This is a genomic window from Variovorax sp. 10N432, from assembly GCF_056394465.1.
The window spans coordinates 1-21,670 of the sequence record NZ_JBFTHX010000004.1; the positions used below are offsets into that span (position 1 = coordinate 1).

At 69.5% G+C, this 21,670-nt stretch carries 24 protein-coding genes; 20 read left to right on the top strand and 4 right to left on the bottom strand.

Annotated features, from left to right (window positions below; all coding sequences use genetic code 11):
- From AC1DF3_RS06000 to AC1DF3_RS06080, 17 genes are all read left to right on the top strand, one after another.
- A partial coding sequence (locus AC1DF3_RS06000; RefSeq protein WP_478139127.1) for an arginine deiminase family protein occupies positions 1 to 234 on the top strand: 234 nt, incomplete at its 5' end.
- Positions 235 to 266: 32 nt separating this feature from the next.
- Entirely contained in the window at positions 267 to 1,373 is a 1,107-nt protein-coding gene (locus AC1DF3_RS06005; RefSeq protein WP_478139128.1) for an efflux RND transporter periplasmic adaptor subunit, read from the top strand.
- Entirely contained in the window at positions 1,370 to 4,435 is a 3,066-nt protein-coding gene (locus AC1DF3_RS06010) for an efflux RND transporter permease subunit (protein WP_286537997.1), read from the top strand. The genes AC1DF3_RS06005 and AC1DF3_RS06010 overlap by 4 nt, the downstream gene beginning before the upstream one ends.
- 29 nt (positions 4,436 to 4,464) lie before the next feature.
- Entirely contained in the window at positions 4,465 to 5,037 is a 573-nt protein-coding gene (locus AC1DF3_RS06015) for a hypothetical protein (protein WP_478139129.1), read from the top strand.
- Positions 5,034 to 5,564: a Na+/H+ antiporter subunit E gene (locus AC1DF3_RS06020; protein ID WP_478139130.1), complete on the top strand. Its 531-nt coding sequence runs from the start codon at positions 5,034 to 5,036 to the stop codon at positions 5,562 to 5,564. Before AC1DF3_RS06015 ends, AC1DF3_RS06020 begins: the two co-directional genes overlap by 4 nt.
- A complete protein-coding gene (locus AC1DF3_RS06025) occupies positions 5,557 to 5,844 on the top strand; it encodes an MrpF/PhaF family protein (RefSeq protein WP_286538002.1) in 288 nt (95 codons plus the stop codon). Before AC1DF3_RS06020 ends, AC1DF3_RS06025 begins: the two co-directional genes overlap by 8 nt.
- Positions 5,841 to 6,143, top strand: a complete 303-nt coding sequence (locus AC1DF3_RS06030) for a cation:proton antiporter (protein ID WP_286538005.1) — start codon at positions 5,841 to 5,843, stop codon at positions 6,141 to 6,143. The genes AC1DF3_RS06025 and AC1DF3_RS06030 overlap by 4 nt, the downstream gene beginning before the upstream one ends.
- Positions 6,140 to 7,084: a hydrogenase subunit MbhD domain-containing protein gene (locus AC1DF3_RS06035; protein WP_286538008.1), complete on the top strand. Its 945-nt coding sequence runs from the start codon at positions 6,140 to 6,142 to the stop codon at positions 7,082 to 7,084. The genes AC1DF3_RS06030 and AC1DF3_RS06035 overlap by 4 nt, the downstream gene beginning before the upstream one ends.
- Positions 7,081 to 7,425: an NADH-quinone oxidoreductase subunit K gene (locus AC1DF3_RS06040; protein ID WP_286538010.1), complete on the top strand. Its 345-nt coding sequence runs from the start codon at positions 7,081 to 7,083 to the stop codon at positions 7,423 to 7,425. The genes AC1DF3_RS06035 and AC1DF3_RS06040 overlap by 4 nt, the downstream gene beginning before the upstream one ends.
- A gap of 12 nt (positions 7,426 to 7,437) precedes the next feature.
- Positions 7,438 to 8,958 (top strand): complex I subunit 5 family protein, encoded by a 1,521-nt coding sequence (locus AC1DF3_RS06045; RefSeq protein ID WP_478139131.1) that lies wholly within the window; start codon positions 7,438 to 7,440, stop codon positions 8,956 to 8,958.
- Positions 8,955 to 10,619, top strand: coding sequence for a proton-conducting transporter transmembrane domain-containing protein (locus AC1DF3_RS06050; RefSeq protein ID WP_478139132.1), 1,665 nt, complete (start codon positions 8,955 to 8,957; stop codon positions 10,617 to 10,619). The genes AC1DF3_RS06045 and AC1DF3_RS06050 overlap by 4 nt, the downstream gene beginning before the upstream one ends.
- An 11-nt stretch (positions 10,620 to 10,630) precedes the next feature.
- Positions 10,631 to 12,085, top strand: a complete 1,455-nt coding sequence (locus tag AC1DF3_RS06055; protein WP_478139133.1) for an efflux transporter outer membrane subunit — start codon at positions 10,631 to 10,633, stop codon at positions 12,083 to 12,085.
- Positions 12,086 to 12,096: 11 nt separating this feature from the next.
- Positions 12,097 to 13,143, top strand: a complete 1,047-nt coding sequence (locus AC1DF3_RS06060; protein ID WP_286538018.1) for an AI-2E family transporter — start codon at positions 12,097 to 12,099, stop codon at positions 13,141 to 13,143.
- A gap of 144 nt (positions 13,144 to 13,287) precedes the next feature.
- Positions 13,288 to 13,908, top strand: coding sequence for a hypothetical protein (locus tag AC1DF3_RS06065; RefSeq protein WP_478139134.1), 621 nt, complete (start codon positions 13,288 to 13,290; stop codon positions 13,906 to 13,908).
- A 58-nt stretch (positions 13,909 to 13,966) separates the two neighbouring features.
- A complete protein-coding gene (locus AC1DF3_RS06070) occupies positions 13,967 to 15,412 on the top strand; it encodes an NAD-dependent succinate-semialdehyde dehydrogenase (RefSeq protein WP_286538023.1) in 1,446 nt (481 codons plus the stop codon).
- A 72-nt stretch (positions 15,413 to 15,484) separates the two neighbouring features.
- A complete protein-coding gene (locus AC1DF3_RS06075) occupies positions 15,485 to 16,360 on the top strand; it encodes a hypothetical protein (RefSeq protein WP_478139135.1) in 876 nt (291 codons plus the stop codon).
- 82 nt (positions 16,361 to 16,442) lie between these two features.
- Positions 16,443 to 16,784: a hypothetical protein gene (locus AC1DF3_RS06080; protein WP_286523644.1), complete on the top strand. Its 342-nt coding sequence runs from the start codon at positions 16,443 to 16,445 to the stop codon at positions 16,782 to 16,784.
- A gap of 37 nt (positions 16,785 to 16,821) precedes the next feature.
- Here AC1DF3_RS06080 and AC1DF3_RS06085 read toward each other — a convergent pair whose 3' ends face one another.
- Positions 16,822 to 17,208 carry a hypothetical protein gene (locus AC1DF3_RS06085; RefSeq protein ID WP_478139136.1) on the bottom strand — a complete coding sequence of 129 codons (387 nt, stop codon included), beginning with the start codon at positions 17,206 to 17,208 and terminating at the stop codon, positions 16,822 to 16,824.
- A 227-nt stretch (positions 17,209 to 17,435) separates the two neighbouring features.
- Between AC1DF3_RS06085 and AC1DF3_RS06090 the strand changes: the two genes are divergently transcribed.
- The 3 genes from AC1DF3_RS06090 to AC1DF3_RS06100 are packed head-to-tail and all read left to right on the top strand — an operon-like array spanning position 17,436 to position 19,235.
- Positions 17,436 to 18,248 (top strand): hypothetical protein, encoded by an 813-nt coding sequence (locus tag AC1DF3_RS06090; protein WP_478139137.1) that lies wholly within the window; start codon positions 17,436 to 17,438, stop codon positions 18,246 to 18,248.
- Positions 18,249 to 18,258: 10 nt separating this feature from the next.
- Positions 18,259 to 18,654, top strand: coding sequence for a hypothetical protein (locus AC1DF3_RS06095; RefSeq protein ID WP_286538028.1), 396 nt, complete (start codon positions 18,259 to 18,261; stop codon positions 18,652 to 18,654).
- A 14-nt stretch (positions 18,655 to 18,668) separates the two neighbouring features.
- A complete protein-coding gene (locus AC1DF3_RS06100; RefSeq protein ID WP_478139138.1) occupies positions 18,669 to 19,235 on the top strand; it encodes a hypothetical protein in 567 nt (188 codons plus the stop codon).
- A gap of 2 nt (positions 19,236 to 19,237) precedes the next feature.
- Here the strand turns inward: AC1DF3_RS06100 and AC1DF3_RS06105 are convergent, their stop codons facing one another.
- The 3 genes from AC1DF3_RS06105 to AC1DF3_RS06115 all read right to left on the bottom strand — a co-directional run bounded on the left by AC1DF3_RS06105 (position 19,238) and on the right by AC1DF3_RS06115 (position 21,620).
- A complete protein-coding gene (locus AC1DF3_RS06105) occupies positions 19,238 to 19,903 on the bottom strand; it encodes a response regulator transcription factor (RefSeq protein ID WP_478139139.1) in 666 nt (221 codons plus the stop codon).
- Between the two features lie 201 nt (positions 19,904 to 20,104).
- On the bottom strand, positions 20,105 to 20,458 hold the full coding sequence (locus AC1DF3_RS06110; RefSeq protein WP_478139140.1) for an alpha/beta hydrolase: 354 nt from the start codon (positions 20,456 to 20,458) through the stop codon (positions 20,105 to 20,107).
- A 202-nt stretch (positions 20,459 to 20,660) separates the two neighbouring features.
- On the bottom strand, positions 20,661 to 21,620 hold the full coding sequence (locus AC1DF3_RS06115) for a LysR family transcriptional regulator (protein WP_286523633.1): 960 nt from the start codon (positions 21,618 to 21,620) through the stop codon (positions 20,661 to 20,663).
- Positions 21,621 to 21,670 lie beyond the last annotated feature (50 nt).

Consider the following 21,670-nt stretch of genomic DNA (forward strand, 5'->3'; position numbering starts at 1 on the left):
GAGGCCGGCGGCAGCGACTACCAGCGCGAGCGCACCCAGTGGGACAGCGGCGCCAACCTGGTCTGTGCATCGCCGGGCGTGGTTTATGCATACGATCGCAACACCTACACCAACACGCTGCTGCGCAAGCAGGGCATCGAGGTGGTGACGATCGTCGGGGCCGAACTGGGCCGCGGACGCGGAGGCGGCCATTGCATGACCTGCCCGATCATTCGCGATCCAGTCGACTTCTGACGCAAGATCAAAGAGGAAGCCAGCTCGTGCACGTGAAATCCGCTGCCCATCGATTCGGAAACTGGTCCTGGACGACGACGCTGCTGGCGGTCGCGGCCCTGGTGTCGCTGTCGGCCTGCAGGCGGGCCGAAGAGGCGCCGGCGCCCGAGGTCCGTCCCGTCCGCGTCATGACGATCGAGCAGCGCACGGTCGGCGACACCGTGTCGTTGACCGGGCGCATACAAGCCCAGAGCGAAGTCAACCAGTCCTTCCGCATCGACGGCCGGCTGATCGAGCGCAACGTCGACATCGGCGACCGGGTCAGGCCCGGCCAGCTGCTGGCGCGCCTCGACCAGATGAACGAGGACAGCAGCCTGCAGTCCGCGCGGGCCCAATTGGCGGCCGCGCAGGCTCAGGGCATCGAGGCCCGCAATACCTTCAACCGGATGCGCGACCTGCTGGCCGAGAACGCGGTCTCGCGGGCCTCGTTCGAGCAGGCCGAGGCGATGCTCAAGGTCACGCAGTCGCAGGTCAATTCGGCCCAGTCGCTGGTCGACATCGCGCAGAACCGCCTGAGCTACACCCGGCTGCTGTCCGACGTGGCCGGGGTGGTCACGGCGCGCGGCGCCGAGCCCGGCGAGGTGGTGCCGGCCGGCCGCATGATCGTGCAGGTGGCACGCGAAGGCGCCATCGACGCGGTCTTCGACGTCCCGGCCCAGATCAAGGACATCGCGCCGACCAATCCCGACATCCTGGTCTCGCTCGGCGGCGACCCGAAGGTCACGGCGGTGGGCAAGGTGCGCGAAGTCTCGCCGCGCGCCGATCCGGTCACCGGCACCTTCGCGGTCCGGGTCCGGCTGATCAATCCGCCCGCGGCGATGCGCCTGGGCAGCACCGTCACCGGGCGCATGAAGCTCAACACCGAGCCCGCGCTCGACATCCCGGCCAGCGCGCTGCTCCGCGCCAACGGCCAGACCTCGGTCTGGGTGGTCGACACCAAGGCCGGCACGGTTTCGGCTCGCAACGTGCAGGTGCGCGCCTATGACGCGGCCCGCGTTCAAGTCTCCCAGGGGCTGGCGCCCGGCGATGTGATCGTCACCGCCGGTGTCCAGGCGCTGCGGCCGGGACAGAAGGTCCGCTGGCTCGAGGCCGCGAAGTGATCGGCCCGAACCTGTCGGAGTGGGCGCTCTCCAAGCGCTCGCTGGTGGTGTTCCTGATGATCATCGCGGTCGTCGCGGGCACCTTGTCGTTCCTGAAGCTCGGGCGCGCCGAAGACCCGGCCTTCACCTTCCGCACCATGATCGTCGCCGCCGGCTGGCCCGGCGCCACGGTCGACGAGACGCTGTCGCAGGTCACCGAGCGGCTCGAGCGCACCCTGCAGGAAACGCGGCACCTCGACCGGGTGCGCAGCTACACGACGGCGGGCCAGACCACGATCTTCGTCGACCTCAAGCAGTCGACGCCGCCGGCCGAGGTGGCCGACATCTGGTACCAGGTGCGCAAGAACATCGGCGACATGCGCCAGACGCTGCCGACCGGCGTCGTCGGCCCTTTCTTCAACGACGACTTCGGCGACACCTTCGGCATCATCTATGCCTTCACCGCCGACGGCTACACCTTCCGCGAACTGCGCGACAAGGTCGAAGACGCGCGCTCGCGCCTGCTGCAGGTCCCCGACGTCTCGAAGATCGAGGTGCTGGGCGCGCAGGACGAGCAGATCTTCATCGAGTTCTCGACCGAGCGCCTGGCCGGCCTGCGCCTGGACTACGGCGCGATCGTGGCGGCGCTGCAGGCGCAGAACGTGATCCGCCCGGCCGGCGTGCTGCACACCGAGCAGGAGCGCGTCTTCATGCGCGTCACCGGCTCCTTCGACAACGAGCGCGACATCGAGTCGGTCAACCTGGTGCTGGGCGGGCGCAACATCCGCCTGGGCGACATCGCCACCGTGCGGCGCGGCTTCACCGACCCGCCGCAGCCGATGTTCAGGGTCAACGGCAAGCCGGCGATCGGCCTCGCGATCGCGATGCGCGACGCCGGCGACATCCTCGCGCTCGGCAAGAACATCAAGGCCGTGATGGCCGACATCACGGCCAACCTGCCGCACGGCATCGAGCCGACGCTGGTGGCCGACCAGGCGGTCACGGTCGATGTCGCGATCAGCGACTTCATGGCCTCGCTGTGGCAGGCGATCGCGATCATCCTGGTGTGCAGCTTCGTGAGCCTGGGGGTGCGGCCCGGCGCGGTGGTGGCGCTGTCGATCCCGCTCACGCTGGCGATCGTCTTCGCGATCATGGACTTCGTGAACATCGACCTGCATCGGGTCTCGCTGGGGGCGCTGATCATCGCGCTGACCCTGCTGGTCGACGACGCGATGACCACGGTCGACGCGATGCTCAACCGCCTCGCGGCCGGCGACACCAAGGACCAGGCCGCGACCTTCGCCTACCGCACGCTGGCGGCGCCGATGCTGATCGGCACGCTGGTGTCGATCTCCAGCTTCGTGCCGATCGGCTTCGCGCGCAGCTCGGCGGGCGAATACACCTTCTCGATCTTCGCCGTGGTGGCGATCGCGCTGCTCGTCTCCTGGCTCGGCGCCGTGATCTTCGCGCCGCTGGTGGGCAAGGCGCTGCTCAAGTCGCCCAAGGCCGATGCGGTGGTCAAGCCCAGCAAGTTCCTGAATGCCTACGGCGGTTTCCTCAAGGGCGCGATCCGCGCCAAGTGGCTGACCATCGGGCTCACGCTGGCGGCCTTCGTGGGGTCGATGTTCCTGGTGCGTTTCGTGCCCCAGCAGTTCTTCCCGGCCTCCGACCGGCCCGAGCTGACGGTCGACCTGACCCTGCGCCAGAACGCATCGATCTACGCCACCGAGGAAGAGGTCAAGAAGCTCGAGGAGATCCTCAAGGCCGACCCCGATGTCGACCACTTCAGCAGCTATGTCGGCCGCGGCGCGGTGCGCTTCATCCTGACGCTCAACGTGCAGCTGGCGAATCCGTTCTTCTCGCAGCTGGTCGTGGTCGCCAAGGACCTCGAGTCCCGCGACCGTCTGCAGATCAAGCTCGAGAAGGTGCTGGCCGAGCAGTTCCCGGACATGGTGGCGCGGGTGTCGCCGCTCGAACTCGGGCCGCCCGTGGGCTGGCCGCTGCAGTACCGCGTGATGGGGCCCGACAAGGACGAGGTGCGCAAGATATCGCTCGACCTGGCGGGCATCCTGGGCTCGCATCCGCAGGCCCGGCACGTGAACTTCGACTGGATGGAGCCGGCGCGGCAGATCCAGATCCGGGTCAACCAGGACGAGGCGCGCCAGCTCGGCATCAGCACCGGCGCGCTGGCCGGCATCATGAACGCGACCGTGACCGGCACCGCGGTCACGCAGGTGCGCGACGACATCTACCTGATCAACGTGGTGGCCCGCTCGAGCGCCGAGCAGCGGCTGTCGCTGCAGACGCTGAGCACCCTGCAGGTGCCCACCGCCAGCGGCCGCATGGTGCCGCTGAACCAGTTCGCCACCTTCTCCGAAGAGCAGGAGTCGCCGCTGGTGTGGCGCCGCAACCGGGTTCCGACGCTCACGGTGCGCGCCGACGTGGTCCACGGCGCGCTGCCCGACACCATCGTCGAGGCGCTGGCACCGAAGATCAAGGAGTTCAACGCCAAGCTGCCGAAGGGCTACAAGATCGAGACCGGCGGTCTCTCCGAAGAAAGCGCCGAGTCGAGCGCCTCGGTGTTCGCGGTGGTGCCGCTCATGATCGTGCTGATGCTGCTGAGCATGATGGTGCTGCTGGTGAGCTTCCGCCGGCTCGCGATGGTGGTCTGCGTGATGCCGCTGGGCTTGATCGGCGTGGTGATCACGCTGCTGGTGTTCAACCGGCCGCTGGGCTTCGTCGCCATCCTCGGCATCCTGGCGCTGATCGGCATGATCGCCAAGAACGGCGTGATCCTGATCGTCCAGATCGAGACCTACCGGGCCGAGGGCATGAGCGTGCTCGACGCCGTGGTGGCCTCGGGCACCTCGCGGATGCGGCCGATGATGCTGACCTCGATCTCGACCGTGCTCGGCCTGATCCCGATCGCGCCGACCGTGTTCTGGGGCTCGATGGCCTTCGCGATCATGGGCGGCCTGCTGGTGGCCACGCTGCTGACGCTGGTCTTCCTGCCGACCCTGTACGTGATGGTGTTCGGCAAGGAGAAGCCGACGCCGCCGGCAGGCGAGGCCGAGCCGGCGTGAACGACCGGCTGGCTGACGGGGCAAGGCACATGCAGGCATCCGCAACACCGACCGGGACCGCGGTGCTCGACCTGCACGTGGCCGAACTCCGTCAGCTGTTCAACTCGATGGACCCGGCGCCTTTCCGCGAGCGCGACCTCGATGCCAAGGCGCAGGCCTACATCGTCGACTGGGCCCAGGAGGTGCCGGCCGGCCGGCCGCTGGAACTGGTCGTGCACGTCGGCGCCGATGCCGTCGCGCCGTCCGATGCCGCGATGCTGAAGGATGCGGTCGACGAGTACTTCCGCCAGCGCGCGCTGGCCACCTGGCGCGGCTTGCGCAAGCTGTTCCGCATCGGCCGCATCAGCCTGCTGATCGGCGTGCTGTTCGTCGGCGCCGCCGCGGTGGTCGGCGAGTCGATCGCCAGCTTCGTCGGCCAGGGGCGCTACGCGACCCTGATCCACGACAGCCTCGTGATCGGCGCCTGGGTGGCGCTGTGGCGGCCGATGGAGATCTTCCTCTACGACTGGTGGCCGGTGCGCACCGAGGCCCGCCTGTTCGAGCGACTGAGCAGGATCGATGTCCGGCTGACCAGTGCCGGCGGCACGGAGGCGAGCGCATGAAGCCCGCCGCCGCCGATCCCGCCACCCCGGCCGCACCGTCGCGGCGCATCACGGCCGTGGTCCGCGGATTGATGCTGCTGGTGCTCTGGCTGCTGCTGATGCCCAGCCTCAAGCCCGCCGACCTCGGGGTGGGCCTGGTCGCCGTGGCCGCCGGAACCTTCGCCAGCCTGCGCCTGCTGCCGCCCGAGGCGGGGCATCTGCGCCTGGGCGCGCTGTTCGGCTTCCTGCCGCATTTCCTCTGGCAGTCGGTGCTGGCCGGCGTCGACGTCGCGCGCCGGGCGCTGTCGCCGCGGATGCCGCTGAAGCCCGGCTTCATCGTCTACAAGGTCGGCTTCCGTCCCGGCCTGGCGCGCAACGAGTTCAGCTCGATCACCAGCCTGCTGCCGGGCTCGGTGCCGGTGGCCGAATCGGAGCACGACATCACCTACCACTGCCTGGACCTCGACGCGCCGGTCGCCGAGCAGCTGGCGGCCGAGGAACGGCGCCTGCGCCGCGCGCTGGTCGCCGGGGAGCGCCACCATGACTGAGTTCCTGCTCGGCGCTTCGGCCTTCGTGCTGCTGACGGTCGCGGTGGGCCTGATCTGCATCCTGCGCGGCCCGGACGACGTCGATCGCATGATGTCGGTGCAGCTGTTCGGCACCGCCGGCATCGCGGCCCTGCTGCTGCTGGGGGCCGCGATCGGCGCCGCGGCCGTGGTCGACCTGGCCCTGATCCTGGCCGTGCTGGCGGCCTTCGCCGCGCTGGCCTTCGTCAAGGCCGGCTCGCGCCCCGGCGCCGCGCACACAGAACCGGAGGACCGCGCATGAGGGCCATCCTGGACATCTTCACGATCGTCGCCGTGGTCGCTGGCGCCTTCTTCTTCCTCGCCGGCACCGTGGGCCTTCTGCGCTTCCCCGACACCTTCACGCGGGCACACGCGCTGACCAAGGCCGACAACCTCGGGCTTGGCCTGGTGGTGATCGGCCTGCTGCCGCAGATGGACGGCGTGATGGCCGGGCTCAAGCTGGTCCTGGTCTGGCTGATGGTGCTGCTGGCCTCGGCCACGGTGTCGCAGCTCATCGCGCGCGCGGCGCGGCGCGGCGGGTCCGACGGAGGCAAGTCATGACCCTGGCGCTGACCCTGGCCCTGGTGGGCCTGCTCATGGCGCTGGCCATCTGGACCGTGGTGGCGCGCGACACCTTCGCCGCCGTGACCGGCTTCGTCCCCTACGGGCTGCTGCTCACGCTGGCCTGGCTGCAGCTGCGCGCGGTCGACGTCGCGATGACCGAGGCGGCGATCGGCGCCGGCCTGACCGGCGTGCTGCTGATCGCCGCCGCCGCCCGGCTGCGCGCGACCGAGGCCCCGGCCTGGGCCGAGCGGCCCGGCCTCGCGACGCGGGTGCTGGCCGCGATCGTCTCCGCCGCCGTGGCCGCCGGCATCGGCGCCTGCGTGCTGCTGCTGCCCGATCCGGCGCCGAGCCTGGCGCCGGCGGTGGTCGAGAACATCGCCGCCACCGGCGTCGGCAATCCGATCACCGCGGTGCTGATGTCCTTCCGCGCCATGGACACGCTGCTCGAGGCCATCGTGCTGCTGCTGGGCCTGGTCGGCGTCTGGTCGCTGGCGCCCGACCGCTTCTGGGGCGGGCGGCCGGGGCCGGCGCCGACCGAAGACCCGAACAGCATCCTCGGCTACCTCGCGCGGGTGCTGCCGCCGATCGGGATCGTCGTCGGCGTCTACATCCTCTGGGTCGGCGCCGACCATCCGGGCGGCAAGTTCCAGGGCGCCACGGTGCTGGCCGCGATGTGGCTGCTGGTCATGATGGCCGGCCTGTCGGACGCGCCCGCGGTCGACCGGCGCTGGGTCCGGATCGCGCTGGCCGGCGGCCCGGCCGCATTCATCGCGGTCGGCCTGCTCGGCAGCGTCATCGCGGGCGCCTTCCTCGGCTATCCGGAGGCGTTCGCCAAGCCCCTGATCGTGGTCATCGAGGCGGCGCTGCTGCCGTCGCTGGCGGTCACGCTGGCGCTGCTCCTGACCGGGCCGCCGAGCAGGAAGGACAGCAGCGAATGAACACGCCCACCCTGCTCGGACTGTGCGCCGCGGTGCTGATCGGCCTGGGTCTCTACGGCCTCATCGTGAACCCGCATCCGCTGCGCAAGATCATGGCCTTCAACGTGATGGGCAACGGCATCTTCCTGGTCGCCGCCGTGATCGCGCGCCGCGGCGCCGGCGCCGGAATGGGCGGCGACCCGGTGCCGCAGGCCCTGCTGATCACCGCGCTGGTGGTGGCGTTTGCCGCCTCGGCCCTGGGGGTGGCTCTGGTGCTGCGGCTGTTCGAGGAAACCGGCTCGGCCTCGCTGACCGCGCCGGACGCCGCGCCGCGGACCCCTCCTTCCGAGAGCGAGGTCTAGGTGCCGCTCTCGATGCCCGCAGTGGATCCGACGACGCCGGGCGGCCTGCTGCTGGTGCTGGCCGTGCTGCTGCCTTTCGTCGGCATGATGCTCGGCTTCGTGCTCGGCGGCCGGCGCGCGCAGCAGGTGGCCTGGGCGACGATCGTGCTCGGCATCGTGCTGATGGCCGCGATCGCGCACCGGCTGTGGGTGTCGGGCGACGCGCTGGTCTACCTGCTCGGCGGCTGGGCGCCGCCGCTCGGCGTCAGCCTGCGCGCCGATGGCCTGGCGGTCTGCATGATGGTGGCCGTGATGGTGGTGGTGGTCGGCATCGGCGTCTACGCCAATGGCGATTTCGGCACCCCGGCCGGGGTGCGCGAGAAGCGCTCCGCGCTGACCTTCTGGCTGCTGCTGCTCGCGGTCTGGGGCTCGCTCAACCTCGTGTTCGTGAGCGGCGACGTCTTCACGCTGTACGTCGCGCTCGAGCTGCTCACCTTCGCCGGCGTGCCGCTGGTCAGCCTCGACGGCCGCGGCGAGACCTTGCAGGCCGCGCTGCGCTACCTGATCTATGCGCTGGTCGGCTCGATGTTCTACCTGCTCGGCGGCTTCCTGCTGTATGGCGCCTATGGCACCCTGGACATCGCGCTGCTGGGCCAGCGCATCGGCGCCGAGCCCGTGACCTGGATCGCCGCCGCGTCGATGACGGTCGGCCTGCTGGCCAAGACCGCGCTGTTCCCGCTCCACCTGTGGCTGCCCCCGGCGCATGCCGGCGCGCCGGCCGCCGCCAGTGCGCTGTTGTCGGCGCTGGTGATCAAGGGCGCCTGGTTCCTGGTCGTGCGGCTGTGGGTCGATGTCTTCGCCGGCGTCATCACGCTGCCCTCGGCCCAGCTGCTCGCGGCCCTCGGCGCCTCGGCGATCCTGGTCGGCAATGTCGTCGCCCTGCGGCAGGCGCGCCTGAAGCTGCTGATCGCCTACTCGACCGTGGCCCAGATCGGCTACCTGTTCCTGATGTTTCCGCTGGCCGCCGGGCTCGATGCCGCGCAGCTGGACAGCAGCTTCGCGGTCACCGGCGGGCTGCTGCAGGCGATCTCGCATGCGACCGCCAAGGCCGCGATGTTCATGGCGGCCGGGCTCATCTACACCACGCTCGGCCACGACCGCGTGGCCGACCTGCGCGGCGCCGGGCGGGCCCTGCCGATGACGATGACTGCCTTTGCGCTGGCCGGCGCCTCGCTGATCGGGCTGCCGCCCTCGGGCGGCTTCCTCGCCAAGTGGATGCTGCTGTCGGCGGCCATCGCCACCGCCCAGTGGTGGTGGGTGCTGGTGATGATGGCCGGCGGCCTCTTGACCAGCGCCTACGTCTTCATGGTGATGGTGCGCGCGATGGCGCCGGCCGCCCTCGGCTGGGTGCCGAAGGCGCGCGTGCCGGGCTACCAGCAGGGGGCCGTGCTGGCGCTCGCGCTGTGTTCGTTCCTGCTCGGCGCGGTGGTGCTGCTGCCGGTCGACGTCGCCCAGATCGGCCGCACCGGCCTGCTCGCGATGGGGGTCCGATGATCGGTTCCGTCACACTCGCCGCGATCGTGTTCGAAGTGCCGGTGCTGCTGCCGCTGGCGCTCGGCGTGCCGCTGCTGCTGCTGCTGGCCTGCGCGTTTCCCGGCCCGCGCCGGCGCCTGCCGGGGCTGTTCGCACTGGCCCCGGTGCCGGCACTGGCAGCGGCCCTGCTGGCCGGCGCCGAGCCGGACCTGGTGCTGGGCAATGCTTATTTTTCGCTGACGTTCGCGCTCGATGCGCCGGGCGCGATGCTGCTCGGCGTCGCCGCGGTGCTGTGGATCTTCGCCGGTGCCTACGCGGCGCGCTGGCTGCGCGGGCGGCCCGACCGCGACGGCTTCATCGTCTGCTGGCTGATGACGCTGACCGGCTCGGTCGGCGTGTTCCTGGCGGCAGACCTGATCGGCTTCTACTTCCTGCTGGCCGTGCTCAGCGTCGGTGCCAGCGGCCTGGTGCTGCAGGGCGAGGGGCCGGATGCGTTCCGTGCCAGCGCGCTCTACCTCGGGCTGGCGCTCCTGGCCGAGGCCTTCCTGCTCGCCGGCCTGCTGCTGCTGGCCCTGGCCACGCCGGACGGCAGCCTGCTGATCGCCGATGCCGTGGCGGCGCTGCCGGGCTCGCCGTGGCGCGATCTCACGCTGCTGCTGCTCGTCGTGGGCCTCGGCATGAAGGCCGGCCTGCTGCCGCTGCACTTCTGGATGCCGATCGCCTACGGCGCGGCGCCGATCCCGGCCGCGGCGGTGATGAGCGGTGCCGTGGTCAAGGCCAGCATCATCGGGCTGGTCCGCTTCCTGCCCTTCGACGCCGCGCTGCCGTCCTTCGGCCTGCCGCTGGCCGCGCTCGGGCTCCTCGGCGCGCTCTACGGCGTGGCGATCGGCATCACGCAGACCCAGCCCAAGCTGGTCCTGGCCTACTCGAGCGTCAGCCAGATGGGATTCCTGGCGGCCGTGATCGGCATGGGCCTGGCCGCCGGCGACCCCGGCACCGCGCTGGCCGCGGCCTTCTACGCGGCCCACCACCTGCTCGTGAAGGGCGGCCTGTTCCTGGCCGTCGGCGTGGTCATGCTCACCGGCCGCCGTCACCTGTGGCCGATGCTGCTGCCGGCCGCGGTCATCGCGCTGGGGCTCGGCGGCCTGCCGCTGACCGGCGGCGCTCTGGCCAAGTACGCGGCCAAGGACTTCATGGGCAGCGGCCTGGCGGCCACCGTGGCCGTGGTGTCCTCGATCGCCACCACGCTCCTGATGGTCCATTTTCTGCGGCGGCTGGCCGCCGACACGGCGGTCGATCCGGGCGCCCGCGCGCCGTCGGTGCTGGTGGTCTGCTGGCTGGCGATGGCGCTGGCCTCGGTGGCGCTGCCGTGGGCGCTGTGCCTGCTGCTTCCGCTCGGCGCGCTGCCCGAGGCCCTGTCGCCCGCGGCGCTGTGGGCCGCACTCTGGCCGGTGCTGATCGGTGCCGCCATCGCGGTCGGGCTGGACAGCCTCGGGCGGGCGCTGCCGCAGATCCCGGCCGGCGATCTCGGCGCGGCGCTGGGCCGGCTCGGCGGCCTGGTCGCCGCGGCCGGACGAGGATTCGAGACGATCGACACTTTCGCGCGGCGCTGGGCCGTTGCGAGCATTGCATTGCTGGTAGTGTCCCTGCTGTTCGGCTACGCGCTGATGGCACAGGGCTGAAGGAGAACGAGATGAGGAAGTCAACGCTCGCGGCGGTGTCCGCCGCGGTCCTGGTGGCCCTGGCGGGCTGCACGGTCGGGCCCGACTTCGTGCGGCCCGCGGTGCAGTCCCCGGCGGCCTGGCGGATCGACTACCCCATGGCGGCCGAAGTGGCCAACACCAAGTGGTGGGAGCAGTTCGGCGACCCGGTCCTGAACCAGCTGATCGAGACCGCGCTGCGCGACAACCTCGACGTCCGGATCGCGGCGGCCCGCATCGACCAGTTCCTCGGGGCCCTGACGACCACCGATTCGCAGGCCTATCCGCAGTTCGGCTACGGCGCCGGGGCGGCCCGCACGCGCGCCAGCCGCGAGGGCCAGCCGCCGATCCCCGAGCCCGCGAGCAATTACTTCTCGCTCTACCAGGCCAGCCTCAACGCCGGCTGGCAGGTCGACCTGTTCGGCCGCGTCCGGCGCCTGAGCGAGGCCGCGCAGGCGCAGGTCTACGCCAGCCAGGAGGGCCAGCGCGGCGTAGTTCTGACGCTCGTGACCGGCGTGGCGACCAGCTACATCGCGCTGCGGGCACTCGACCGGCAGCTCGAGATCGCCAAGTCCACCGCCGCCAACTTCGGCGAGACCGCGCGCATCTTCGACCTGCGCTTCAAGCGCGGACTGGTCTCGCAGACCGAGGTGACGCAGGTGCGCTCCCAGTACCAGCAGGCGCTCACCGCGATCCCGACCTTCGAGCAGCAGATCGCGGCGCTCGAGAACCAGATCTCGATCTTGCTGGGCCGCGACCCGGCGCCGATCCCGCGCGGCAAGACCATCGACGAGCTGGCCGCGCCGCTGATCCCGGCCGGCCTGCCTTCCGACCTGCTGCAGCGGCGCCCCGACATCCTGGCGGCCGAGCAGAACCTGGTGGCCGCCAACGCCAGCATCGGCGTCGCCCGCTCCCTCTACTACCCGAGCCTGTCGCTGACCGGCGCGCTGGGTTCCACCAGCACCGCCTTCGGCAACTTCCTGACCGGGCCGGCGACCACCTGGTCGGTGGTCGCGGGCCTCACCGGCCCGATCTTCACCTTCGGCGCCATCGAGGGCCAGGTCCGATCGGCCGAGGCCCAGAAGGCACAGGCCGAGCTGGTCTACCGGCAGACCGTGCTGGGCGCCTTCCGCGACACCAACAGCGCGCTGATCGGCACCCAGAAGAGCATCGAGGGGGTCGAGTACCAGCGCGGACGGGTCAAGGCGCTGCGCGAGTTCGCTCGCCTGTCCAGGCTCAAGTTCGAGGCCGGCCTGATCGGCTACCTCGAGGTGCTGGTGGCCGACAACGAACTGTTCGCGGCCGAGCTGTCTTTCGTGAACCTGCAGGCCAACCGCTACTCGCAGGCGATCAACGTCTACCAGGCGATGGGCGGCGGCTGGGTCGACCTCGCGGATGCGCAGACGCCGCGTCCGGTCGGCATGGCCGGCGGCCCGCGCACGCCTTGATCCCGCGCGGCATGAACGAGCGCTTCCAGACCCTGGTCTACGGCACGGCGATCGCGCTGATGATCGGCTGGGTCTTCTACATCGGGCGCAATGTCTTCGTGCCGATCATGTTCAGCGTCTTCGTGGTCTACGTGATCCTCGGTCTGGCGCGCCTGATCGGCAAGGTGCCGCTGCTGGGGCCGGCGCTGCCGCAGCTGGTGATCTCGATCCTCTCGGTGCTGATCATCGCGCTCGGGCTCGCCATGGTGGTCTACACGATCCTGGCCAACAAGGACAGCGTGATCGCGATGGCGCCGCGCTACCAGGAGTCGCTGCTGGCGGCGGTGCAGCGGGTCGCGGTGCTGATGCGGGTCGAGGCCGAGCCGACCTGGACCACGCTGCGGCGCGACCTGCTTTCCCAGGTGAGCCTGCAGCGGGTGGCGGCGTCGGCGCTGGCTTCGGTGTCGTCGCTGTTCGCCACCGTGATCGTGGTCGCGCTGTACGCCTGCTTCCTGCTGGTCGAGCGGACCCACCTCGACGTCAAGATCCTGGCCATCGCACGCAGCCCCGAGCAGGCACGGCGCATCAAGCAGGTCATCGCCGACATCAACGCCCGGGTCGGCGCCTACCTGGCGCTCAAGACCTTCCTCGGGGTGCTGCTCGGCGCGCTCAGCTACGTGATCATGCGTTTCGCCGGCCTCGAGTTCGCCGGCTTCTGGGCCGTGATGATCGCGCTGCTCAACTACGTGCCCTACATCGGCTCGTTCCTGAGCGTCGTGCTGCCGGGCCTGATGGCCGTGGCCCAGTTCGGCAGTGCCGGCGAGGCGATCCAGATCATGATGTCGCTGGCGGTGGTCCAGTTCGTGATCGGCAACTTCCTGGACCCCTACGTCATGGGGAATTCGCTCAACCTGAGCCCGTTCGCGATCCTCGTGAGCCTGGCGGTCTGGGTCGCCCTCTGGGGCGTGCCGGGCGCCTTCCTGGCGGTGCCGATCACCGCGATGATGACCATCATCTTCTCGGAGTTCCCCGGCACCCGGCCCATCGCCGTCCTGCTGTCGCAGAACGGCAAGCCCTGACGCCCTCAAGTTTCGGCGCGGCTGGCCGATATACGGTCAGCGCATGCCCTCGCCGCGTCGGGCGGGTGGCGTGCCGCGACGAGGAGCCAGCGTGAAACTGAGGTCGATGCAGGGTCGCTGCAGTCCGGGCCCGAGGGGGCGGGGATGAGCTTGGCCGTCTATGGCTACGATGCCTTCAAGGTGCTGGCCTTCGCCGCGCCGGTGGCCGGCTTCGCCGCCGTCGCCCATGTGCGCGCGACGCGGCGCCGGGAACTGGCGCGGCGGGTCGAAAGCGCGAGCCGCAGCTGCCGGCAGGTCTTCGTCGAAGTGCCGGGAGTGCCCGGCGCGCCCCCCGATTCGGTCTCCTTCGAGCTGACGCCGCAATTGCTGGGCTGGCTCGCCGCCGCCCAGAGCGGTTCCCTGAAAGGCATCGACACGCCCGACGCCGTGATGCTGGCCTTCGACGTCGAGGCGGCTTGGAAGGGCGTGCGGCCTGCCGGGGCCGGCGACGACCCGGACACCCGCAGCCAGCTGGTCGCGACCCGCGAGCGCTTCTTCGTGCGATCGGTCGATGCCCGCCGCAACAGCGCCCCGGTGTCGTTGCGCGCGATGCTCGATGCGCATCGCAGCCTCGCGGAGGGCGAGCCGCTCCATTGCTCGGTCGATGGCCTGATCGGCGTCAGGCCGGTGCGGCGCTTGCGGGTCGAGGCGGCGGCGGTGGTGGCCAAGCAGTTCTACTGGGTGCGGGCGAACGGGGCGGGGCCGCCACGCTCTCCGCCGAGTTAGGTAGGATTGCGGGCTGTCCGCTGCGCCTGCGGGCAATCTCGCAATTCAAGGACTCCGCATGACCACCCCCAGCTACCCCGACACCCGCCTGCTGATCGATGGCGAATGGTGTGACGCCCTGAGCGGCAAGACCCAGGACGTGATCAACCCGGCCACCGGCCAGCCGATCGGCAAGGTCGCCTTCGCCGCGACCGCCGACCTCGACCGTGCGCTCGATGCGGCCCAGCGCGGCTTCGAAGCCTGGCGCCGGATCCCGGCCAACGAGCGCGCCGCCACCATGCGCAAGGCCGCCGGCCTGCTGCGCGAGCGCGCCGCCGACATCGCCCGCATCCTCACGCTGGAGCAGGGCAAGCCATTCGCCGAGGCCCGCGGCGAGGTGCTCGCCGGCGCCGACATCATCGAATGGTTCGCCGACGAAGGCCGCCGTGTCTATGGTCGCATCGTGCCGTCGCGCAACCTGGCGGCGCAGCAACTGGTGCTGAAGGAACCCCTGGGCCCGGTCGCCGCCTTCACGCCCTGGAACTTCCCGATCAACCAGATCGTCCGCAAGCTCGGCGCGGCGCTGGCCAGCGGCTGCTCCTTCCTGTGCAAGGCGCCCGAAGAAACGCCGGCTTCGCCCGCCGCGCTGCTGCAGACCTTCGTCGATGCCGGCGTGCCGCGCGGGACGGTCGGCCTGGTGTTCGGCGATCCGGCCCAGATCTCGAACTACCTGATTCCGCATCCGATCATCCGCAAGGTGACCTTCACCGGCTCGACGCCGGTGGGCAAGCAGCTCGCGGCCCTGGCCGGCCAGCACATGAAGCGCGCGACCATGGAGCTCGGCGGCCATGCCCCGGTGATCGTCGCGGCCGACGCCGACGTCGAGCTGGCAGTCAAGGCCTCGGGCGGCGCCAAGTTCCGCAATGCCGGGCAGGTCTGCATCTCGCCGACCCGCTTCCTGGTGCACAACAGCATCCGCGACGCCTTCGCCCAGGCGATGGTCAAGCATGCCGAGAGCCTCAAGCTCGGCGACGGCCTGGCCGAAGGCACGACGCTCGGCCCGCTGGCCAACGCCCGCCGCCTCGGCGCCATGGCCAAGGTGCTCGAGGACGCCCGCGCCACCGGCGCCAAGGTCGCGACCGGCGGCGAGCGCGTCGGCAGCAGCGGCAACTTCTTCGCGCCCACGGTGCTGACCGACGTCTCGCTCGAGGCCGACGTCTTCAACAACGAGCCCTTCGGCCCGATCGCGGCGATCCGCGGCTTCGACTCGCTCGACGAGGCGATCACCGAGGCCAACCGGCTGCCCTTCGGCCTGGCCGGCTATGCCTTCACCCAGTCGATCAAGAACGCCCACCTGCTGTCGCAGCGCATGGAAGTCGGCATGCTGTGGATCAACCAGCCGGCCGCGCCGTCGCCCGAGATGCCTTTCGGCGGCATCAAGGATTCGGGCTATGGCTCGGAAGGCGGTCCGGAGGCGATGGAGAACTACCTCAACACCAAGGCCGTCTCGATCATGGCCATCTGACGCACCGCAGGCGCGGGGGCCGCTGGATGAGCGGCCCTTGCGTCGGCGGCGCAGCGGACCACAATGGCGGGCATGCAAAACACGTTGCTCCGCCGGTTCCTGGTCTGTGTCTGCCTGCTGCTGCCGGCGCTGGTCTGGGCGCAGACCCAGCTCGGCAGCGCCGCCGCACTGCAGGCGAAATTCGAGGCGGTCAAGTCGCAGTTCGACAAGAACGCCTTCGGCCGGCCGCTGGTGCTCGAATCGACCGAGGCCTCGGGCCAGCTGAGCGGCAACATCTTCGCGCTGGTCGACCATCCCTTCGACCAGGTCAGCGCCGCGCTGGTCAAGCCGGCGGTCTGGTGCGACGTCCTGATGCTGCACCTCAACACCAAGTACTGCGCCGTGCGAGGCGGCGGGGCGGCGACCACGCTGGCGGTGTCGGTGGGCCGCAAGTTCGACCAGCCGCTGTCGGACGCGCAGCGCATCGATTTCGTCTGGCAGCCTCCGGTCTCGACGGCCGACTACATGAGCGCCCGGCTGAGCGCCGACAAGGGGCCGCTGTCGACGCGCGACTACCGCATCGAGGTCGAGGCCACGCCGCTGCCCAATGGCAAGACCTTCCTCCACATGGCCTACGCCTATGCCTACGGCACCGCGGCCCGGATTGCGATGCAGGGCTACCTCTCGACCCTGGGCAGCGACAAGGTGGGCTTCAGCGCCAAGGACAAGGACGCATCCGGCCAGCCCAGCCTGGTCGGCGGCGTGCTCGGGGTGGTGGAGCGCAACACGATGCGCTACTACCTCGCGATCGACGCCTACCTCGATTCGCCGGCCGAGGCCGAATTGCCCAAGCGCCTGGCCCAGTGGTTCGACAGCACCGAGCGCTATGCGCGCCAACTGCACGAGGTGGACCGCAACGACTACCTCGAGATGAAGCGCAATGAATACAAACGGCTGAAGACCCAATAAGCCGAGCGTTCGCACCCGGTAAAAGCGCCCTTGCATCCGCGCCAGATGCACATGTATCCTTGTGTATCTGAAAGGGCTGCCCATGTCCATGGAACTGGATTTCCACCTCCACAAGATTCAGTCGCTGAGTCCCAAGGCGGCCAAGATCGCGCTGCGGATGCTGGACCGCGATCCGCGCGTCCCGACCGAATGGGTGATGGCCTTGCGTCCGGCGCTGGTCGACCGCAGCAGCGACGCGGAATCCTTTGGCGGCACCGACTGGATGACCATCGCGGCCATCGAGCGGCCCGGCATCCGGCGCTTCACCGAGCACTTCGAGAGCCGCGAGCAGCGACATGCGCGGCTGTGGGTGCTGAGCCTCCGGACCGCGACCAAGCGCCATGACCGCGCCGAGCCTGGCGAGAGCCTCTACGGCGCGCTCTAGCGCGTGTGCGACGCCGGGCCGGCGTCTTCGCGGCCGTTCATTTCTTGCGTCCCGCTCCGCCCCTGAGCAGTTCGCTCCGGTGCTTCTGAACCTCGGCCAGCCGCTTGAGTTCAGCCGCGCAGTCGGCCTGGGTCGCGACCAGCACGATCGGGCTGCGGCGCAGCGACGTGATGGTCTTCTCGACCTGCACCGGGTCCCGGTTCTTGATGACCAGTCCGGCCGCCACCGCGGCCCTGGATTGCTTGTAGAAGGCCTTCTCGAAGCCCGGCGTACCGCAGCGGGCGGCGATCACCCGCAGGTCGGCCTCCTGCTGTTCACCCGAAATCGGCGCTTCGCCCCCGGCCTGCTGGGCGCCGGCCATCATGGGCATGCCGATGACCGCTGCGGTCACCACGGCTGCGATGTCGAACCTCGTTGTTGTCATCTGTCCCCCTGCTTCCTGGAAATGCGCTGTCGCAGGTGCCATCGTACGACCTCGGAGGCCCGATGCGCCATCGCCGGCGCGCCCGGCCCGATTGCCCGAAAGGGCAATGGCGCCTGCCCGTTGGTCCAATTTGCAGCGCTTGCACGGTCACCCAAGATGCTCTCGTGGCCAGAGGTTGCGAATCGAACAGGAGTGGTCCGGAACGCTCCCCTTCACCAGGAGACCGCATGACGATCGCGAAGCGCCCGCTCCGGCTGGCCATGGCGGCGGCATCGTTCGCGGCCTGCGGCGCCTGGGCCCAGGACGACGCCGACCTGCAGAAGAAATTGGCGAACCCGATCGCCGACATCGTCACCTTGCCATTCCAGTGGACCACCAACTACAACGCCGGGCCCTTCGAGAAGCCGCAATACACGCTCAACATCCAGCCGGTCTATCCGATCAAGATCGGCGGCGGCTGGTCGCTGATCAACCGTGCCATCGTTCCGCTGCTGTCGAACCCCGCGGTGCTGCCGGGCCAGGACCGCAAGAACGGTCTCGGCGACATCACCTACGAAGGTTTCTTCGCGCCGCCGGCGGGCGAAGGCGGATGGATCTGGGGCTTCGGTCCCGCGATGGTCCTGCGCACCGCCACCGACGACCGGCTGGGCGCGGGCAAGTGGTCGCTCGGCCCGGCGGTGGTCGGGCTCAAGGAGTCCGGCCCCTGGACCATGGGCGCGCTGGCGACCCAGGTCTGGTCCGTCGCCGGCGACGACAACCAGCCGAACGTGAGTGCCTTCACGTTCCAGCCCATCGTCAGCTACCGGCTGGATTCGACGCAGTCGCTCGGCTACATCGGGATCGTCACGGCCGACTGGGAGCAGAAGCGTTCGAGCCAGCGCTGGACGGTGCCGCTCGGCGTGTCGTATTCGCTGCTGGTGCGGCCCGAGGGCTTCGTGCCGATGAATTTCGTCGTCGGTGCGGGCTACAACGTGATCCGGCCCGACAATGCGTCCGACTGGTTCGTCCGGTTCCAGGTCAATTTCGTTCTTCCCAAATGAGGAGCCAGGCATGCGTGCGAGCGACACACTGAAGGGGCTGGCCATCGTGCTGGCGATGGCCGGAGCGGCAACCGCGGCCGCCACCCCGTTGACCTTTTACAACGGGATACGCGAAACGCCGATCACCAAGTTCAACAAGGCCGACATGGCCCTGATGAACAAGACGGTCTACGGGGCGCTGGACTCGGGCGCCGACGGCGTCAAGGTCAGCTGGGAGAACCCGGACACCTCCAGCAGCGGCAGCGTCACGCCGGCCAAGGACCCGAAGGGCCGGGCGTCGTGCCGGCTGGCGCAGATCGAGAACCGCCACAAGAACCTGCTCGGCTCGGGCAGCTACATCTTCTGCAAGAACACCAAGTCCAAGACGCCGCCGTGGGAGCTGATTGCGCCCTGGAACGGCGGCTGATCCGAGGCGCGCCCATGCCCGCCCTGCGCATCCTCCTTCTGCTTCGCGGCGCGGTCAGCGTGCTGTTCGCGCTGTCCAAGCTGGCGCCGGCAACGATTCCGGCGGCGATGTCGCTGAACCGCAACGGCACTTTCTCGATGATCGACGGCTTGCTCGGGCTGGCCCTGGCCTTCGCGGTGTCGAAGTCGCCGCGCTACAAGTGGCTGTTCGGGCTGGTGCTGGCCGACGCGCTGGTGCGCCTGCTGATCGGCATCGTGGCGATCGCCGCCCCGGACATCGAGGGCCGCATCCTGGGGTCGATCGCCTTCTTCGGCGCCATCATCACGGCCTGCGTCGCACTCGGCGTGTTCGGGCTTTTCTTCGCGCTGAGGGGCGGTCGCGAGGGGCCGGCCGACTCGCGCGGCGGGGTCGTGCCGGTGCTGGTTGTCAGCGCCTGCACCCTGGTGCTGGGCGTGGGCCTGCTGTTCGGCTTCGGATCGGTCGATGCGCGCCGGCTGCTGATCGGCGGTGTCGCGCTGGGGATCGGCCTGTGCCTGCTTCTGAGCGGCTTTCTCTCGAAGGACCCACGGTCCATTCGCTGAGCTCAGGCGCCGACGTGGCTGGCGCCGTCCGGCGTCACGCCCAGCTGTCCCACGGCGCGCACCAGGTCGGCCAGGGAGCTCACCTCCATCTTCTCCATGACGTGCGCGCGATGGGCCTTCACGGTCCGTTCGGCGGCGCCGAGCTGGGCGCTGATCTGCTTGTTGAGCGCGCCGTTGACGACCATTTCCATGACCTGCCTTTCGCGCGGGCTGAGCCGCGAATAGCGGGTCTGCAGGGCGCACAGCCGGCGTCGCGCCTGGCGCCGCACGGCGTCGTCCTCGATCGCCTTGCGGACCACGGTCAGCAGCGTCTCGCTGTCCACCGGCTTGAACAGGAAATCCGAGGCGCCGGCCTTCATGGCCCGCAGCGTCTCGTGCACCGTGGCCTCCGCGGTCACGAAGATCACGGGCAGGGGTTCGGGCTGGCTGGCGACCATCTCCTGCAGGTCGAGGCCGCTGGGACCGGGCATGTGGATGTCCAGCACCAGGCAACCCGGTGCGCCGCCGATGCCTTCGAGCAGCATCTCGCCGACCGATCCGTACTCCATCACCTGGTGCCCCGCGCCTTTGAGAAGCCGCTGCAGGGCGCGCCGGAAGGCGATGTCGTCATCGATCAGCCGGACGACGGGGGATTCCCCGTCCGCGGCAGCACTGATTTGCTTTCCCATGCCAATCCTCCAGGCGCCCGCAGGCGAAGGTGAATTGAACACGCGCCCTGGGGGCATGACAAGCTGCCCTTTGGTGTAAGTGAAGCCCATTCAGCTATTTATGTAGMTATTTAGTTTTCTTAATTGGGCTGTCATTTTTTGCAGGCGCAAAAAAACCGGCCTCGCTCGTGGCGTGGGCCGGTTGATTCGGGAGCCGCTGGTTTACAGGGCGGCCTGGCGCGTCGTGCCGTTGGTGCGCGGGCCGGTGAATTGCGGCGGGATCACGCTGTTGGCGAAGGATTCGATCCGCACGTTCTGGTTCGGCCGGTGGGCGGCGGCGACGGCTTCGCTACGCACCAACGAACGATCGCGCGCGCTGGCGATGGTGGTCACGCCGTTGTTGTAGCCTTCCGCGTAGGGGTTCGCGCTGTGGGCCGCGACTGCGGCCTGGGCGCTCACTTCGGCGCGGCTGTTGGCGGAAGTGAGCGCATGCACGCCGTCATAGGTTTCGGCTTGGGCGCCAGCGGCGGCAAGCAGCGACAGGGTGGCGGCGGCGATGATTTGCGAGGTCTTCATTTCAGTTGTCCTTGTTGGTTTGAACGGGCGGAGGGCGCTTCGGCGATCCGTCCACGCAAGTCTAAGGCTGAAGACTAAGTAAAAACCCTAATGAAATCGAACCGCGGTGTTGCTGGAAACGAAACAATCGGCCGACGACCTGCCGGCATAACCGATCCGCGCCGATGTTGCGACGCGGCATCGCGAAATTGCAATGGCACGCTCAGTCGGGGTCGAGGCGCCGGCCGTAGGCGCTGAAGCTCGCCGCCTTCAGTGCCTTCATCATCACCTTGGCGGCCGGCGACAGCAGCCGGTCGGTCCGCGTGATGATGCCGAAGGCATCCATGTGGCAGGGCATCTCGACCGGCAGCAGCGCCACGATGCCGTGGCTCGCGTAGTAGCGCGCCACGTCGGTGGCCAGCACCGCGACCATGTCGCTCTGCTGCAACATGCGGGTGATGAAGAGCAGCGCCGCGGTCTCGATCACGTTGATCGGCGGTGCCAGCCCTTCTTCCTGGAACATCAGTTCGAAGCGGTGCCGCAGCACGCTGCCGGCGGGCGGCACGATCCAGCCGGCCGACACCAGGTCGCGCAGGCTCAGGCCGCTGACACCGAGCAGCGGATGGCCCGGGCGCACCAATGCGCACACCGGTTCCTCGGTCAGGGCCTCGTAGCGCAGGTTGGTCTTGTCGTGCTCGGCGAACAGCCGTGCCACCAGCAGGTCGAGCTTGCCCTGCTCGAGGCGTTCGAGCAGCACCGGGCTGGTCTCGATCTCGACCGACACCCGCAGGTTGGGCTGCTCGCGCTTCACCTCGGCCACCGCCGGCGGCAGCAGCACCAGGCCCGGTGCGGTGATGACGCCGATATTGACCTGGCCGGCGCGGCCGGCCTTGAGCGCGCTGAGTTCGTCGTGCGCCTGGTTCAGGCTCGCCAGCGCGACCCGGGCGTGGCGGATCATGATCTCGCCATACCAGGTGGGCCGCATGCCGCGCGGCAGGCGGTCGAACAGCGACACCTCGAGCACATCCTCGAGGTCCTTCAGGAGCTTGGAGGCCGCCGGCTGCGTCATGTTGAGCACCTGGGCCGCGCGATGGATGTTGCCCTCCTCGGCCAGGGCCACCAGCAACAGCAGCTGCCGGGTCTTGAGTCGCGCACGGATGAACCAGTGCGTGTAGTTGGTCATGGGGTTTACCTGAATGCTTCTTCGGGTATGCATTCGATCCAAATCTTGAT